Genomic DNA, 14,528 nt, shown 5'->3' on the forward strand with positions numbered 1-14,528 from the left:
CGAACGCTGTTGCAGCGCGGAGTGATTCACACGGACGGCCGGGCCTTCGGCCGTCCACCCTATCCGGCACTCGACAATCGCGCGTCAGCAGGCCATGTTCCTGCCGCCAATCCGCAGCGGTTGCAGCGAGGCGGACTGGAGTGCGCCATGAACACGAGCCGAACGGCCACTGCCGTCGATTCCCTACTCGATGTCAACGAAATCAGCGCCCGCACAGGGCATTCCCCCAAATCGATCCGCCAACTCCGCTCAATAGGCCACGAGCTGTACCGACTCGCCCGCAAGGACGGCAATCGCCTCGTCTTGGAGGCGTCGGTCGTCGATGAGTGGGTCGAGTATCACAAGACCGGCGTCCTTCGCCGCCTCAAACTCAAGCAGGGCCAGCAGAACCGCCAGCTCGCCGAATCCCGCGAGCGTCTGCTGTGCGACGACGACCGGAAGAGGGTCGTCAAGGGCTACGACTTCATCCAGCACCACTGGTGGTGCCGCGATTCGCTCTGCCGCGGCTGCCTCGGCGAGGGCTGGTGATGCACATGGTGATTCGCACCCTCCTGGTTCCGGTCCTGGCGTCAGCAGTCGTTGTGTCCGCGGGTGGTGCAGCGCTTGCCGCACCAGCTCCTGGCGCTGCCCAGTCATGTCCTGCCCTTGAGGTTTTCGGGATTCAAGGCACTGGTGAGTCGTCGCCGGACGCGAATCCGAAAACTGACACCGGGATGCTCGGCATGATGTTCCGGCCGATGATGGCCGCAGCACCGGGTCTGATCGACCGGACCTACGTGGACTATCCGGCAAGTTTCGGTGGTGCGACGGCCGGCGGCCCGATGCCGTATGTGCAGTCGGTCGATCAAGCGGTGGCTGGGATGGATCGCGCCGTAACGGACCTGGCCAAGCGCTGTCCGTCGACCATGTTCGCCGGGGCCGGCTATTCGCAGGGCGCACACGCGATGTCGATGTGGGCCAAACGTGTCGGCGCGGGCACCGGACCGATCCCGGCCGAGCGAGTCGCCGGCGTCGCATTGCTTGCCGACCCCGCGCGGCCACCGCAAGCGCCGGTCTTTCCCGGCCGTCCCGGCACCAGGTCACCCGAGCCGGTGCCTGGCACCAGTGGCAGCGAGGTTGCCCGGATCACAGTTACCGATCCGGGGCTGGGCGGCTCTGGAATCGCGCCGCTGGCCGATGTGGATCAGGGCTACGGCTCGCTAGCCGGACGAGTGGCCGATATTTGTACGCCTGGCGACCTGGCCTGCGACGCACCGGAGCACGCCCCAATTGCGCACCTGATAACCAATATCGCAGGACAGTCGGAACTGAATCCGCAGGACCCCATCGCAGCGATTTCCACGGTCGCACAGGCGCTGGCGACGACCTCGTTCAAAACAGCGGTGCCGGTGATCAACGAGGACATTCAGGGCACCAGCCTGGACGAACTCAGCTACGAGCCACAGAAGACGATCTCCCAGCGGTTGGCGGAGGCGTCGGACCCGCGAACACCGCTACCGTCGATCAACGACGCGCTGTCGGCGCTGATCAAGGTCGGGACCATCGGGTTCAACGCCGTGAAAACGGTCGTGACCAAGGTCTTCACACCTGAGACCATCGCGGAACTGGCAACGGTCGGTCTCGCAAACCCGGTGGCCGCGGCCATGACGCTGGGAACCAAGATCGCTTCGGCGACGATGGAATTGGTTCCGCCTGCGGCCCAATCGCGTTTGGTCAATGAGGCGTTCACTGCGCTTCAGGACAACATCACCGACAACCGCGACCTATTCAATGTCGCCACGCTGGTCCGCTACAGCGACACCATCGCCAAACATCAAGGATATGCCTCCGTTTCGGCATCGCCGACGGGACAGGCACCTGTGATCGTGGCTGCGAACTGGTTCGCCGCTGCCGCTCGCGACCTTGCCGCTCACCAGGGAACGAGGTGAGCAGTGATACTCGCGAACCCTGCTGAATTCGCCGGGGACAACCTGGCTCTGGGAACCCAAAGTCCGAACCTGGTGATCGTGCCGCCCGAGGCGCACCGCGCCCTGGTATGCGACGTTCCGCTGTCGTGCGACGCCGATTCACCGCCGGAATGGGCAGTGATGGCGGCGCATGGCGGCGCGGCAGCGTCAACCCTGACCCGATGGTGGTCCACGGCCGCCGATACCAGTGGCCGGTGGCCGGGCAATCCCGACACCACTCAGTTCGTGGTGCTTGCGGCACGCGAGTGCATGCCGGGACTCGTCGCGGCGGCGACCCGACTGCGGGAGTGGCACTCCCAACTCGCACCGAGCGGTGTGATGGTGCTCGGCCTGGTGCTCAGCGCGGCACGACCGGGCCGCGTTCCCGACCCGGTGCGCCGCTACCGCGACATCCTCGCCCCATTGGTCGCGGGCGCGGTCTACCGGATCGGCTGGCACGACGAACTGCTGGCGCTCGAACGCCGCGAAATCGCCTCCTGCGAACCGCAATCGGCGAGTCACTCGCCACGTCGACGCAGCGCTCTGACCGTCACAGCCCCCCGCGAGGTCGGTCGCATCGCCGCCCAAATTACGGACTCCATCGCCGGTTTGCAGAAAACCGGCGTTCTGCACCAACTCTGAAGGGATCACCTATGTCGCTTCTCTTTGCCGCACAGTCGACCGTCGCTTATCTCGCCGACACCATCAATGTGACCCCGACCGCTCCTCCCGGTTCTAACCAGTTGCTGCGCATCGTCGGATGGCTGTCGTGGGCCGCCATGACCGCTGGCGTGGCCGGAATCATCTTTGCCGGTGGCAAATTCGCGTGGGAACGCTGGCACGGCGGCGCAATGGAGAGCCCGAAAATTGTGCTGGGTGCGCTGGTCGGCGGCATCTTGATCACCTCAGCCGGCGCGATCATGAATGCCGTCGTGGCCTGATGACGCGAATGCCGGACTCGGTAACCGCCCCCTTGTTGCAACTGTTGGGGTGGCTGGGCTGGCTCGTCTTGCTGATCTGCACGGGCCGAATCATCTTGGCCGCAGCGCTTCTGGTGGTGCGGTCTCATCGCGACGAGAGCATCGAGGGCCTCGTCGGCGCGCTGTTGGGCGGCATCATTGTCGGCTCCGCCGGTCTGATCGCCGCCGCTCTCTACGCACCTGTCTGAGGAGGAATCAATGCTCCGTTCACGAATCCGAATCATTGCGGGCCTGTTGGCAACCGCCGCAAGCGTAAGCATGCTGGCGGGCTGCGGGTCGTCTACCCACCAAGCCTCCAGCTCACGACCGGACCTGTATGCAGCCCCCTCGCACCTGCGCTGGACCGTGTTCCAGGGTGTGCCGGTTCCAGAGGGCGACCAAGGACCGAAGCATTTCGACGGCCCGGTGGCGTCCGGCTACGACCTGTCGCCGACGGGGGCAGCGTTGGCCGCCATCGAGTCCAGTATCAGAGTCGCGGTCGCCGATGACACCCAAAGGGCGGACGTGGGCCAGAAGTTGCTGGCACCCGGCCCTGGCCGTGACCGATGGGCCACGGCGCGGTGGCAGATCACCATTACCGAACCTGTCGACCCTGCCATCGCTCCGCGTGTGCTCGGCTACACGATCACCAGCTACACCGCGACCAAGGCCAGCGTCGACATCTACGCCCGCCAGGCCGATCGTTCGATCACTCGCACCAGCACAACCGTGACCTGGCGTGACGACAACTGGCTGCTGGAACTGCCCGCCACACCGGACAAGCCGCTGGTCGCGGCGGTGTCCACTACGCCGGGAGACATGGTCGCCCTGCCGCAAGCCAGCGCCGGGGCGGGCCGATGACACCCATACGACGAACGGCTACATGGGTCGGCGTGGCTCTCACGCTCATCCTGATCGCCCTGTTGGTGGTCAGCCATCGCCAGGATCACGGCCACCACGACCGAAGTCCTTCAGTGTCGATACCCATGCCGAGCATGCCGTCGACCGGCAGATCGGCCAATGGCCTGCCGAGCATGGACCTGTTCGGCAATCGGCTCGACCCTGCCGGGAACGAAGCCGGCGCGGCCCTTGCCCAGGACGCAGGTCGACGCCCCGACCCGCACGCACCCGACTACCTGTCAATCACACCGTCCGGCATGGTGTGGCAGCGCGGCTGGGGTGGAGCCGCGCTGGGCGTGTCACGTAGCGACGGGCCGTCCCGGATCGATGGTGGGATTGCCTCGGGCTATGCCGACACGCCCCAAGGTGCGGGGCTGGCCGCGTATGACGCACTGGGCCGGGCGTTGGCTGCGCCTGATGGCGTGTGGCAGCAGGTGATCGCGCAGCGGTATGTGGATGGTGGGCAGGCACTCGCGTCTCGCTTCGGGCGCAGCCATGCCACGACACCCGATATGGCGAAATACGTTGTGGTTCCGGACGGTATCCGTGTGATGCCAGGTTACCGACCCGACTTCGCCGTTGTGCAGATCGCGATTCGCGGCAAGGACGGCTGGGGTTGCTCAACCTGGCCGATGGTGTGGACGAACGGCGACTGGAAAGTCCGCACCCCCGAAAACCCCGATGACCTCTGGGCGTCACAGCCATTGGATTCGCTGACCGGATTCGGAGTATGGAAATGAGCAAGCGGCTATTCGCTCGCGTCGCCACAACCGGGTGCTTGGCAGGCGGGATCGCGGTCGCCGGAGCCGGTGCCTGCGATGCGGACCCGATCCTCGACGCATGCGGCTACTTACCGGTGGTCGGACCTGCCTGTACTGCCGCGAATATGGCTTTACAGGCAGGTGGAGACGCGATTCACGACGCAGCGGCGTCCGGGTTCCACTCGATCGCCGACTCCATGGCGGGTGGGTTCGGTCGACTTTTGGAATGGAGCATGTCGTGGTGGGTGCGGCTGCCCTCGCCCGATTTGACGCAGATGTCGGCGTTGCAGAGCGTGCGTGATCACACCACCGGCTTGCAGGTGTTGTTGATGACTGCCGCGATCATGTTCACCGCTGCCCGGTTGGCGCTCGCCCGTCGTGGCGCGTTGGCCGGGGAGGTGCAGGAGTCGTTCATGGCGTTCGCTCGCGCCGTGTTCGCCTCATGGATGTTCGCTGCTGTCATCACGGCCGCCACGAAGGCGGGTGATGCGTTCTCCGACTGGGTGATTAGCGACGCCACGCACGGCCAGGCCACTGCCACCTTGTCGCTCATGATGGGCCACGCGACATTTGATCCGCTAGGCACTGCTGCCATGTTCATCCTGTGCCTGATCGGGTTCATCGGTGCGCTCCTGCAACTGGCATTGCTCGTCGTTCGACAGGCACTGCTGATCGTCGTCGTCGGCGCGATCCCGATCGCTGCTGCCGCGGCAGGAACCGGACCGGGATCTCAGGCGTACAAGAAGCTCATCGCCTGGGCAATCGCCTTCGCGTTGTTCAAGCCGGTCGGGGCGATCGTGTATCTGATCGCGTTCGAAGCAGCCGGAGCCCCGGACGCATCCGGTCAGCAGCGGTTACTCGGACTAATTCTGCTCGCGCTGGTGGGACTCGTATTGCCAGCGTTGATGCGGATGATCGCACCCGCAATCTCGACGATGGGCTCCGGGGGCGGCGGCGTCGCGGCGGCGGCAATGCTGGGTGGCGCGGTCGGCATGGCCGCAGCGTCCGGAGGCAAGGCCGCAAGCGGCGAGTCGGGCGGGGGTAGCCAGTCCGGCGGTGCCGACAGTTCCGCGGACTCCGGCGGCTCCTCGTCCTCCGGTGGAGGCAGGGCCATGACCCCCAGCATCGCTAGCGGCGACGGCGGCTCCTCGGCTGCCGGCGGGAGCGGTGGCGGCGGTGCTGGTGGAGCCGGTCAAGCGGCTCAAGGCGGTGCCACGTCGGGCGGCGCTGGTACCGCTGCGGCGGGAGCGGCGGCGGCTGGTCCTGCGGCTGCGGTCATGGCAGCCCAGGAACTCGGCAGCGCCGCGCAGAGAGTCGGTGCACAGGTCGGCGGTGAAGCCGACGCGGGCGCGGGGGGCAACAACGGGCGGAATCTCGAACCACATGAGGTGCGGCGATGAACCGAATGTACGGACGGTGGGAAAAGCCCCGCAGTGCAGGACTTTTCGGCTTGACCTGGGGTGTGTCGATGATGGGCATGGGCTTGGTGGTCGCCATCATGCTCGGCTTCATGTTCACCCGATCGTTGCTGGTGGCAGGCGCGCTGCTTGTTGCGGCAGTGATCGTGTTCGTTCCGTTGGCCGTTGTCCGCAACGGCCGAACAGGCTGGGAGACAGCGGTCCTGCGCGCGCAGTTCCTGTTGGCCCGTCGCCGCGGTGAGCACGTGTATCGGGCGGGACGGTTCTCGATGATTCCAGGGACATCGCGGTTGCCGGGGTTGATGGCCGACTCGACGATGGTTGAGTACGAGACCCCTGGTGGTCGCCGATTCGCGATGCTGCACCTGGCCCGCACCGATCACTACACAGTGGTGCTGCGGGTGCGTCCGCGCGGCAAGGAGCTGGTCGACCAGGCCCAAATCGACACCTGGGTCGAGGGGTATGGCCGGTTCCTGGCCACGCAGGGCCGTGACGAGGTCGTGGCAGTCACCGCTGTACTTGAGCATGTGGTGGAAACACGGCTGGCCCAACGCCGTGAGGTCGAGCGGCTGGTGCGTCCCGATGCTCCGGCGTTCGCGCGGGCCGTGATGAGCGAAGCGGGCAGCAGCGCCGGGACCGGGGTGCGGATCGAAGCCCGGATCGCGTTGACCTATAGGGCAATCGGTCAGGCTAAGTCTCGCCGCGACCGGGCCGAGCAGGCGAAGGAAATCGGACAACGGATGCAAGGTGTGCTCGCACATCTGCACAACGCCGGCTTGCCCGCCGTGCCGATGACTGCGGCGGAGGTCATCGGGCTCGTGAGGTCTCGCTACGACCTCGCCGCCCAATGGGACGTGGAGGCCGCGGGCGACGACATCACCTCGACTCAGAGCTGGGACAACGCCGGTCCGATCTCGCATCTGGACAGCTGGGACCACTACGTTCACGATGCTGCCCGGTCGGTGACGTGGGAGATGGATGCCGCTCCGCGCGGCACGGTGCTGGAGACCGGGTTGGAGGAGTTGCTGCGGCCCCGCCCGGACGTTCCGCGCAAGCGGGTGGCGATCGTGTATCGACTCCACGCGGCGGGCGAGGGCGCGAAGATGGTCGACTCCGACTATCGGGATGCGCTCGCGGCCGAGCAGACCGAGCGCGGCATCGCATCGGCTGCTGCTTCCATCAGGGTCGCCAATACTCAAGCCGCCCGTCAGGAACAGGCACGCGGAGCCGGCCTGACCCGCTTCGGCGTGTTGATCACGGTGACCGATCGGCTCGATGCGGACATGCCGGGCATCGAGGCGACGGTACAGGCGATGGCGGCTGCGTCCCGGCTCGGCGTGCGCCGCTGTTACGGCTACCAGGCGTCCGCGTTCGCCGCGAGCTTGGGCATCGGCTTGGTGTTGCCCGAGCACGCTTCGATTTCCAAGCGGGTGACGGCGTGAAGCAGGCACGGACGGCCCGGATTGCCGGGATACGAGTGATGAGTCCCGCTGCGCGGTCCGCTGCCGAAGCAGCAGCGACTGGGCGAGGTCTGCGACGGCTGCGGGCACGGTATCGGTTGTGGCAGGACGACGCCCGCCACGAGACGGCAGAACGTCGCGAAACAGACACCGGCCGAGACGGATTCGACAGGACATTGGCCAAGTTGACCGATCGTGGCTACCGAGGACTCGGTGGTGGACGCGCCTCCGTGGTGCCGGCAATGCCGGAATGGCGTTCTACAACCACCCAGGTGGCTGGGTTGTGGCCGTGGGCAGTCGGCGCGGCAGCACCGGCCGTCGGCACGCCGATCGGACACCACTGGGTGACCGGTGAGCCGGTGCATTTCGATCCGATGTCATGGTTCCGAGCCGGCCACATCACCGCACCGAGCATGTTTGTGTTGGCGCTCAATGGATTTGGCAAGTCCTCGTTGCTCCGTCGGCTGGTCACAGGTGCCGTAGCCGAAGGGGACACGGTGATGTGTCTGGGCGATACCAAACCCGACTACCGCGACCTTGTCGAGACCCTGGGCGGTCAGGTGATCGATCTGGGCTACGGTCACGGCAAGCTGAATCCGCTTGCGGTCGGTGCCCTCGGTGCCATTGTGGATCGCCTGCCTGATCCTGCGATGAGGCGTCAGGTGGCGTCGCGAGTTCTTGCCGGTCAGGTAACTGTTGTCGCAGCGCTCATCGAATTGGTGCGCGGCGGGCGCGTCGCAGATTACGAGGAAACGCTGCTCGCCGCCGCGCTGCGGCACCTGTACGGCCCTGGCGGATTCACCCCGGCACGCCCACCGTTGCTGGAGGATCTGTTGGCGGTCGTTTCCGACAGCGGCGAGCAGATGATGCAGTTCGCCGAAGAGGACACCGTCGAGTCCTACCGCACTGCCACCAAGCCGCTGCGCCGGTCGCTACGCGCATTGGTGGAAGGGCCATTCGGCGAGATTTTCAACGGCCACACCTCAGTGGTTCTCGATCCGGGTAGCCCTGCCGTCTGCATCGATGTGTCGCACATCCCCGAGGGTGACACAAAGCTGCTGGCGGCGGTCTTGCTGGTGTGTTGGTCCGACGGGTTCGGCGCGATACACGCGGCGCACACCCTCGCGGATGCGGGATTGGCCCCCAAGCGGATCTTTCATGTTGTCATGGACGAGATTTGGCGAGTTCTCGGTGTGGGCGATTTCATGGTGGACAGAGTCGATAGCCTCACCCGGCTGAATCGAACCTTGGCCACATCGCTGATCATGTGCTCCCACACGATCAAAGACCTCGGCGCATTCGACTCCCAAGCCTCGGTGAACAAGGCGCTCGGCTTTCTGGAACGCGCACGCGCCAAGGTTATCGGGCCGGTCGGCCCCGACGAAGTCGAACGACTTCGCGCGGTCATGTCATTCACGGTGACCGAAAAACTACTCGTTAATTCGTGGGCCGCGCCGCGCCCACCAACAGACAACACCAACAGAAGCAGCGGCGGCGGGCTCGAAACACCCGCAGGCGCAGGATGTTTCCTACTGAAGACCGGTGAAGACAATTCGCCCGGAATTCCGTTCCGCATGACATTCACGCCCACCGAACGGGCCAGCGGAATCCACAACACCAATAAGAGGTTTGACGGAATCAATTCCGCCGCATAGAGAAAACGCGGAAACCCGTTCTGGGGCGTTATCCTTCGTTGCGTCTTGACAGGCAGGTGATGTCATGGACAACTCAAAAGCCTTACTCGCTGCTGCGCTGACAATACCACTACTCATTGTCATCACGCTATTCGTTGTTTTCGGCGCGGATTTCGATGGCGGCTGCACCAGTTCAACACCTCAACCGGCCAGCGTCGTCACGGGATTGGACCGGCTCACACCACGACAGCAACAAATCGCTGCAATCATCATCGGGCGCGGTCAACTCCGCAAGCTCCCGTCCAAGGCGCTGGTAATCGCTGTCGCGGTCGGACAGGACGAGTCGAACCTGCTCAATCTGGCCAATCCCAGTGTGCCCGAATCAATGTCGCTGCCCAACGACGGAATGGGCCACGATCACGCCAGTGTCGGCGTGTTCCAACAACAACCGTGGTGGGGCTCCATCCCGGACCTGATGAACCCCGCCGTGGCCAGCGACAAGTTCTATGACGCCCTGTTGAAAGTCCCTGACTGGCAAGCGATGCCAGTTGCCACGGCTGCGGCCACTGTTCAACGCAACCTCAACGGCGCGGCCGACTACGCCCGATACGAGGCCGCTGCCTCCCAGATCGTCACTCGAATCGCACCGGCTCTGGCCCCGGTGAACGACATGGCCGCGTGTGCCGCGTTCGGGTCATCGGCGATCGGCCGCAGGATCGCAGCCGCGGCGGCGTCCCAAATCGGCGTCACCTACGCCTGGGGAGGCGGCGACATCACCGGCCCGACCCAAGGCAAGCACGACTACGGCCCAGCAGACCGATTCGGCGACTACCTCAAAATCGGCTGGGACTGTTCTGGATTGACGCAATGGTCGGTGTTTCAGGCCACCAGGAAGGCCATCGCTCGAACCAGCGAAGCCCAGTCGGCGGGCGGTACGCCCATCGATCCAGCATCCGCCCAACCAGGAGACCTCGTGTTCTTCGGTGGCACCGCAACCGCCCACCACGTCGGGGTCTACCTCGGAAAAGGGCTGATGGTCGACGCCCCGCAATCGGGCGAGAAAGTCCGGCAAGAGCCAGTCGCCGGATTCGGCGGACCTGTCACCTACCGCAGATACGGCTGAACACCAAAACGTTCGTCAGAACCTGCACGTGACCAGAGGAGCAATCAGCTTGTTGCACAACATAACTCATGGCTTCGATTACTGTCGCGCCGAAATTGCCGCCGCAGGGGGCCGTCCCAACCGGCGAGGCGGATCTCGATGACCGCCTCCACAGAATCGGGAACCTCATTTGAGCTGATACATCAAGCGTTGCTCGCCGTAAGCGGACAACCGGCGAGCGAGGGTGCCTGGACCACCTTCCTATGCCCGACTCACGACGACAACCAAGCCAGCGCAGGCATCAAGTACGACGCCGACCAGCACCGCACCGTGCTTCGCTGTTTCGCCGGATGCCCCGACGGTCTGATCCTCGACAGTCTGGGACTGACCGTCGGTGACCTGTTCGACCGGCAAGCCATCGGTTCGCCAAGGCATGTGCCGACACTCCGGCAGGGAGCATCACAGCGGACGCGCGCAGCGACTCCCCTGCCCCGCAAGAAGCGCGGTCTCGGCAAGCAGATCGGCTGGCCGGAAGAAGTCGCTCAATACGTTTACCGCGACATCCACGGACAGCGCGTCGGGCGAGTAATCCGGACTCGGACCGAACATGAGCACGGCGTCTCGAAGGGTTTTTACCTGCGCCGATACGACCCGGCAACCGATACCTGGCCGCTGGGAGCGTTCGAGCCGATCCTGTACCGGCTGCCTCAGATCGCCGCGGCAATCCACGAGGGACAAACCATCTGGATCTGCGAAGGCGAGAAGGACGCCAACCGTGCCGCCGGCCTCGGGCTCGCCGCGACCTGCAACGCGCTGGGTGCCGGATCGTTCACCCCTACCCACGCCCAACAACTGGCCGGTGCGCGCCGTGTCGTCATCGTGGCTGACCGCGACCGGGCCGGTTACGCACACGCCCGCGCAGTCCGCAAGCTGGTACTCCCTCTGGTGCGCGAGCTGGTGATTGTCGAGGCGCGCGATGGGAAGGACTTCAGCGACCACATCGACGCAGGTCACGGTCTCGAAGATTTCGACCCGGTGAGCCAGCTCGGCTATACCGACTCCGACGTCGCGGACTTGGTCGACCTGCGGCTCGACGCCTCCGACGACGAAGCGCGGATGGATAGCGACCCCGAGGCGGCGCGGCTCATCGCATCCGTGGGCTCACCTGCGCCTCAACAGTATTCCGGCTCATCAGCAGACCACGTAGGGCCGCATGCGCTGACCGGATACCTGTCGGACTCCATCAGCCGCCGCGACGACGGGATTGCGCCGTGAACGCGCCACATGCCGTCATCCGCAGGACAACGTCAGCCAACACGTCTCGGACATGGAGGTCAGATGACTGAAATCGATGAAATCACACAGCAATTGACACGCTCCGCTGCCCACACCCTGCGAGCGGCGCGTTTGGCCGTCGACCGCCACCGCCAACGGACCGGACGCCAGCGAGACGAGGACCGCCGTGAACGCGAGCATCGCCTCCGCGTCTTCGAAACCCAATTGCGCACCACAGTCCTTCAGCGCCAACTGGCAGCCAAACAGGGCAACGACCAGATCGCTGCCGAACTTGCTGCGGTCGAACGCGATCAAAAGGCTGGTGAGCTGCGAGCACGGTGGGCTGCGGCCGAAGCGTACCGCGACACGGACCCGGCATTGGCCGACGCCTGGGCAGCTCGACTCCGAGAAGCCGGGATCGACCCAGAAAACGCTCGCGCGCTCGCAGATGAATTCGCCGGCGAGCCCATCGACTATTTCGACGTATCCGACGAGCAGCAGCTTGCTGTCGATCACGTGGAGATGGCATTCGACCTTGCTGAACCGCATACGCCGGCATCGGCGAATTCCATTGGCCGGGCTACCGGAGTGGACGACGGTGCCGAAGCTGCCCGGCTCATCGACATCGCTCACCCGTCTGACCAGCCTGTCGGACCGATCTCCGTCTCCCATCAGGTCCCGGCCGCGAGTACCCAGGCGCTGGACCTCGAGCACGTCGCTCAACTGTAGCCGGCACACGATCGGAGATCAGAACCATGAGAGTGACCCGAGAAACCCGTCGTATCAACAAGTCCGGCGTCGGAGACGAAGTAACCGTACTGTTGATCGGTTGCGGGGTGATGTTGGCCGGCCTACTCGTGTGGACCGCCTTGGCGCTCGGATGCTTGTGTGCCGGAGCGCCGCTGACAAAGAATCCCCCCGCCGCGCTCATCAAGATTGCCGCAGGAACCCAACCCTGGCCATGGCAATCGAGCCTCATCCTGGTCGCGATGGTGGGGTCGACGGCTGTCTGCGCGGTCCGCATGCGGCGGGCACGGCCGAGGAAGGGGCGACTCGACTATGCCGCCCGCACGATGCAGCCGGTGCGCACACTGACCGGTGCCACCCACAAGGATGTCGCCGAAATGGCCCAGCGGCTGATGCCCGACGCGCTGGATGTCGCTGAGAAGTTCCCCGGCGTACCACTCGGTGATCCTGTCCAGGGCGGGGACGCCGTCGAGCTGAACTGGGAAATGCCCGCGACATTCGTCTCCGGCACACGGACCGGCAAGACGATGGCCTGGGCGATTCCCGCCGCACTCGGCGCACCGGGAGCTTTGCTGGCCACGTCCAACAAGCCCGACCTTTACAGCCATACCCGCTACGGGCGTGAGCAGGTCGGCAAAGTGTGGCTGTGCGACTTGCAGGGCGTGACCGGCACCAGGAGAGCCGAGTTCTGGTGGAACCCGCTGCGATACGTCGACTCACTGGCCGACGCGCGAAAGCTCGCGTCGTTCTTCATCTCTGCCAGCCGCGAGGCAGGAGACCGCAAGGACGCCTACTTCGACGGTGCCGCAATGGATTTGCTGTCCACCTACATCCTCGCCGCCGCGTGCGCGGAGGGCGACCTGTTGCACACTGCTGAGTGGCTAGGTCGCGACCAGGACGAAACCCCGCTGCTCATCCTGCATCTGCATAACCACCACAACGCCGCTCGGCTGATCACCGAGAAGCAGAGCCTGACCTCACGCCAGCGTGACGGCGTATTCGACATGGCTAGAAGGTTTCTCGGCAATCTGACCGACGAAACTTACGCCCAAGTCGTCATCCCTCCGCGCCGCCGGATCATCTCTGTCTCCGGCGACGAGCAGACGGGCATACAACTGTCCAGCGAGGCGGATGACCACGTCAACCACGATCTTCCGGAGTTCGATCCGCGGGCGTTCGTGGACTCCACCGACAGCCTCTACGCCCTGTCGATGGAAGGCCCAGACAGCGCCGCGCCGATCATGACGGCCCTTGTAGGTCAGATCATCGAGGCTGCCCTCAAATCGGCACGGCAGCGTCCGAACGGCAGGTTGCGGCTGCCCTTGCTGGCTGTGCTCGATGAAGCGGCGAACTGCTGCAAGCTCGGCGAACTGCCGAACTACTACACCTACGCCGGCGGGCACGGCGTCATCCTCATGACCTTCTTGCAAGTCCTGGAACAGGGCTTGGAGCTGTGGGGCGAACACGGGCTGTACAAGATGTTCGCGCAGAGCATCGAGTGCTACGGCGGCGGCATCGGCGACACCAACTACCTACGTCGCTGGGTCGATCTCGTCGGCAACCACGAAGTCGCCGACACCCAGGTCAACACCGGCCGCGGCGGCACCGGCTATACCCGGTCGTGGCGCAGCGAACCCATCATGGAAGTCGCTGATCTGGCTGCGCTGGAAAAAAACCGCGCCGTCATCCGCATTCCTGGCAATAAGCCCACCTTGTGCCGCAAGACCTTCTGGACGGACACCAAATTCGCGCCGGTCATCCGCCGGTCGCTCGAACTGTACTCAGGAGGGCAAGCAGCATGAGCGCAAGTCCCGAGCAGGAGACACCCGCCTTGGCGTACCCCTGGTTCGTCGACTGGGCCGAGGACTGGTTCTTTCCCCAGTACGCGCGGAGGCTCGCTTCCGGAAATCGGGAAGGCACCTACACCTGGTGTGCCCAGTGGTGGCGGCACCGGGAGGTCGCGGTGCGGATGGCGGCGCTGTGGCAGGCGTGGGAAGCCGCCCGGATCACCCCGGACGGTTCGGCCATGAACGGCTGGTGGCTGATGCACGCGGACCCGACGATGCGCGTGCTTACCGACGCCGCCAACGGCCCGATGTGGCGCTGCACACCCCAACGCCATGACCAGGTCGCGACCCTCCCGGTCGAAGCAGTACCGCCCGGCTACTTCCCCAAACCGCCCGCACAAGAGCTGTCGCCACAGCCGGCCCGATCACGCACCAAGACCGCAACCGGCAACGGGTCATCGCCAGCCGGCGGCCGACCCAGCACCAACATCATCGACGACCTCGACGACGGTCTCGACCTCTAGCCGAAGGACAAGTCC

At 65.1% G+C, this 14,528-nt stretch carries 15 protein-coding genes; 14 read left to right on the forward strand and 1 reads right to left on the reverse strand.

All coding sequences use genetic code 11. The features are described 5' to 3' along the window. Window positions 1–21 precede the first annotated feature (21 nt). From HPY32_RS02845 to HPY32_RS02900, 12 genes are all read left to right on the forward strand, one after another. Window positions 22–528: a hypothetical protein gene (locus tag HPY32_RS02845; RefSeq protein ID WP_067582913.1), complete on the forward strand. Its 507-nt coding sequence runs from the start codon at window positions 22–24 to the stop codon at window positions 526–528. Window positions 529–533: 5 nt separating this feature from the next. Continuing rightward, on the forward strand, window positions 534–1,928 hold the full coding sequence (locus HPY32_RS02850) for a cutinase family protein (RefSeq protein WP_171982698.1): 1,395 nt from the start codon (window positions 534–536) through the stop codon (window positions 1,926–1,928). A 3-nt stretch (window positions 1,929–1,931) separates the two neighbouring features. After that, the gene (locus HPY32_RS02855; RefSeq protein WP_067582920.1) at window positions 1,932–2,588 is read left to right on the forward strand and encodes a hypothetical protein; all 657 of its coding nucleotides are present in this window, start codon (window positions 1,932–1,934) and stop codon (window positions 2,586–2,588) included. Window positions 2,589–2,599: 11 nt separating this feature from the next. Beyond that, window positions 2,600–2,887 carry a hypothetical protein gene (locus HPY32_RS02860; protein ID WP_067582923.1) on the forward strand — a complete coding sequence of 96 codons (288 nt, stop codon included), beginning with the start codon at window positions 2,600–2,602 and terminating at the stop codon, window positions 2,885–2,887. A gap of 8 nt (window positions 2,888–2,895) precedes the next feature. Next, window positions 2,896–3,114 carry a hypothetical protein gene (locus HPY32_RS02865; protein WP_156674185.1) on the forward strand — a complete coding sequence of 73 codons (219 nt, stop codon included), beginning with the start codon at window positions 2,896–2,898 and terminating at the stop codon, window positions 3,112–3,114. A 10-nt stretch (window positions 3,115–3,124) separates the two neighbouring features. Further along, window positions 3,125–3,766 carry a DUF8175 domain-containg protein gene (locus HPY32_RS02870; protein ID WP_156674186.1) on the forward strand — a complete coding sequence of 214 codons (642 nt, stop codon included), beginning with the start codon at window positions 3,125–3,127 and terminating at the stop codon, window positions 3,764–3,766. Between the two features lie 32 nt (window positions 3,767–3,798). Beyond that, window positions 3,799–4,545: a DUF8175 domain-containg protein gene (locus HPY32_RS02875; protein WP_156674187.1), complete on the forward strand. Its 747-nt coding sequence runs from the start codon at window positions 3,799–3,801 to the stop codon at window positions 4,543–4,545. Continuing rightward, the gene (locus HPY32_RS02880; RefSeq protein WP_156674188.1) at window positions 4,542–5,966 is read left to right on the forward strand and encodes a TrbL/VirB6 family protein; all 1,425 of its coding nucleotides are present in this window, start codon (window positions 4,542–4,544) and stop codon (window positions 5,964–5,966) included. The genes HPY32_RS02875 and HPY32_RS02880 overlap by 4 nt, the downstream gene beginning before the upstream one ends. Further along, window positions 5,963–7,426: an SCO6880 family protein gene (locus HPY32_RS02885; RefSeq protein ID WP_067582938.1), complete on the forward strand. Its 1,464-nt coding sequence runs from the start codon at window positions 5,963–5,965 to the stop codon at window positions 7,424–7,426. Before HPY32_RS02880 ends, HPY32_RS02885 begins: the two co-directional genes overlap by 4 nt. 116 nt (window positions 7,427–7,542) lie before the next feature. Beyond that, on the forward strand, window positions 7,543–9,099 hold the full coding sequence (locus HPY32_RS02890; protein WP_216675870.1) for a putative type IV secretion/conjugal transfer ATPase: 1,557 nt from the start codon (window positions 7,543–7,545) through the stop codon (window positions 9,097–9,099). A gap of 64 nt (window positions 9,100–9,163) precedes the next feature. Continuing rightward, on the forward strand, window positions 9,164–10,201 hold the full coding sequence (locus HPY32_RS02895; protein WP_082870932.1) for a C40 family peptidase: 1,038 nt from the start codon (window positions 9,164–9,166) through the stop codon (window positions 10,199–10,201). Window positions 10,202–10,339: 138 nt separating this feature from the next. Then, window positions 10,340–11,455 (forward strand): toprim domain-containing protein, encoded by a 1,116-nt coding sequence (locus HPY32_RS02900; RefSeq protein ID WP_156674190.1) that lies wholly within the window; start codon window positions 10,340–10,342, stop codon window positions 11,453–11,455. Between the two features lie 15 nt (window positions 11,456–11,470). Here HPY32_RS02900 and HPY32_RS02905 read toward each other — a convergent pair whose 3' ends face one another. After that, on the reverse strand, window positions 11,471–12,169 hold the full coding sequence (locus HPY32_RS02905) for a hypothetical protein (RefSeq protein ID WP_156674191.1): 699 nt from the start codon (window positions 12,167–12,169) through the stop codon (window positions 11,471–11,473). Between the two features lie 47 nt (window positions 12,170–12,216). Here HPY32_RS02905 and HPY32_RS02910 point away from each other — a divergent pair, with 47 nt between their 5' ends. After that, window positions 12,217–14,004, forward strand: a complete 1,788-nt coding sequence (locus HPY32_RS02910; RefSeq protein WP_171982699.1) for a type IV secretory system conjugative DNA transfer family protein — start codon at window positions 12,217–12,219, stop codon at window positions 14,002–14,004. Next, window positions 14,001–14,513 (forward strand): DUF4913 domain-containing protein, encoded by a 513-nt coding sequence (locus HPY32_RS02915; protein ID WP_067582952.1) that lies wholly within the window; start codon window positions 14,001–14,003, stop codon window positions 14,511–14,513. Before HPY32_RS02910 ends, HPY32_RS02915 begins: the two co-directional genes overlap by 4 nt. Window positions 14,514–14,528 lie beyond the last annotated feature (15 nt).

The organism is Nocardia terpenica (assembly GCF_013186535.1).
GTDB classification, from domain to species: domain Bacteria; phylum Actinomycetota; class Actinomycetes; order Mycobacteriales; family Mycobacteriaceae; genus Nocardia; species Nocardia terpenica.

Bases quoted from the DNA above. Each gene is read 5' to 3' on its own strand.
- HPY32_RS02900 (WP_156674190.1), top strand. From the start codon at position 10,340: ATGACCGCCTCCACAGAATCGGGAACCTCATTTGAGCTGATACATCAA.
- HPY32_RS02860 (WP_067582923.1), top strand. From the start codon at position 2,600: ATGTCGCTTCTCTTTGCCGCACAGTCGACCGTCGCTTATCTCGCCGAC.
- HPY32_RS02870 (WP_156674186.1), top strand. From the start codon at position 3,125: ATGCTCCGTTCACGAATCCGAATCATTGCGGGCCTGTTGGCAACCGCC.
- HPY32_RS02915 (WP_067582952.1), top strand. From the start codon at position 14,001: ATGAGCGCAAGTCCCGAGCAGGAGACACCCGCCTTGGCGTACCCCTGG.
- HPY32_RS02895 (WP_082870932.1), top strand. From the start codon at position 9,164: ATGGACAACTCAAAAGCCTTACTCGCTGCTGCGCTGACAATACCACTA.
- HPY32_RS02865 (WP_156674185.1), top strand. From the start codon at position 2,896: ATGCCGGACTCGGTAACCGCCCCCTTGTTGCAACTGTTGGGGTGGCTG.
- HPY32_RS02880 (WP_156674188.1), top strand. From the start codon at position 4,542: ATGAGCAAGCGGCTATTCGCTCGCGTCGCCACAACCGGGTGCTTGGCA.
- HPY32_RS02885 (WP_067582938.1), top strand. From the start codon at position 5,963: ATGAACCGAATGTACGGACGGTGGGAAAAGCCCCGCAGTGCAGGACTT.
- HPY32_RS02850 (WP_171982698.1), top strand. From the start codon at position 534: ATGGTGATTCGCACCCTCCTGGTTCCGGTCCTGGCGTCAGCAGTCGTT.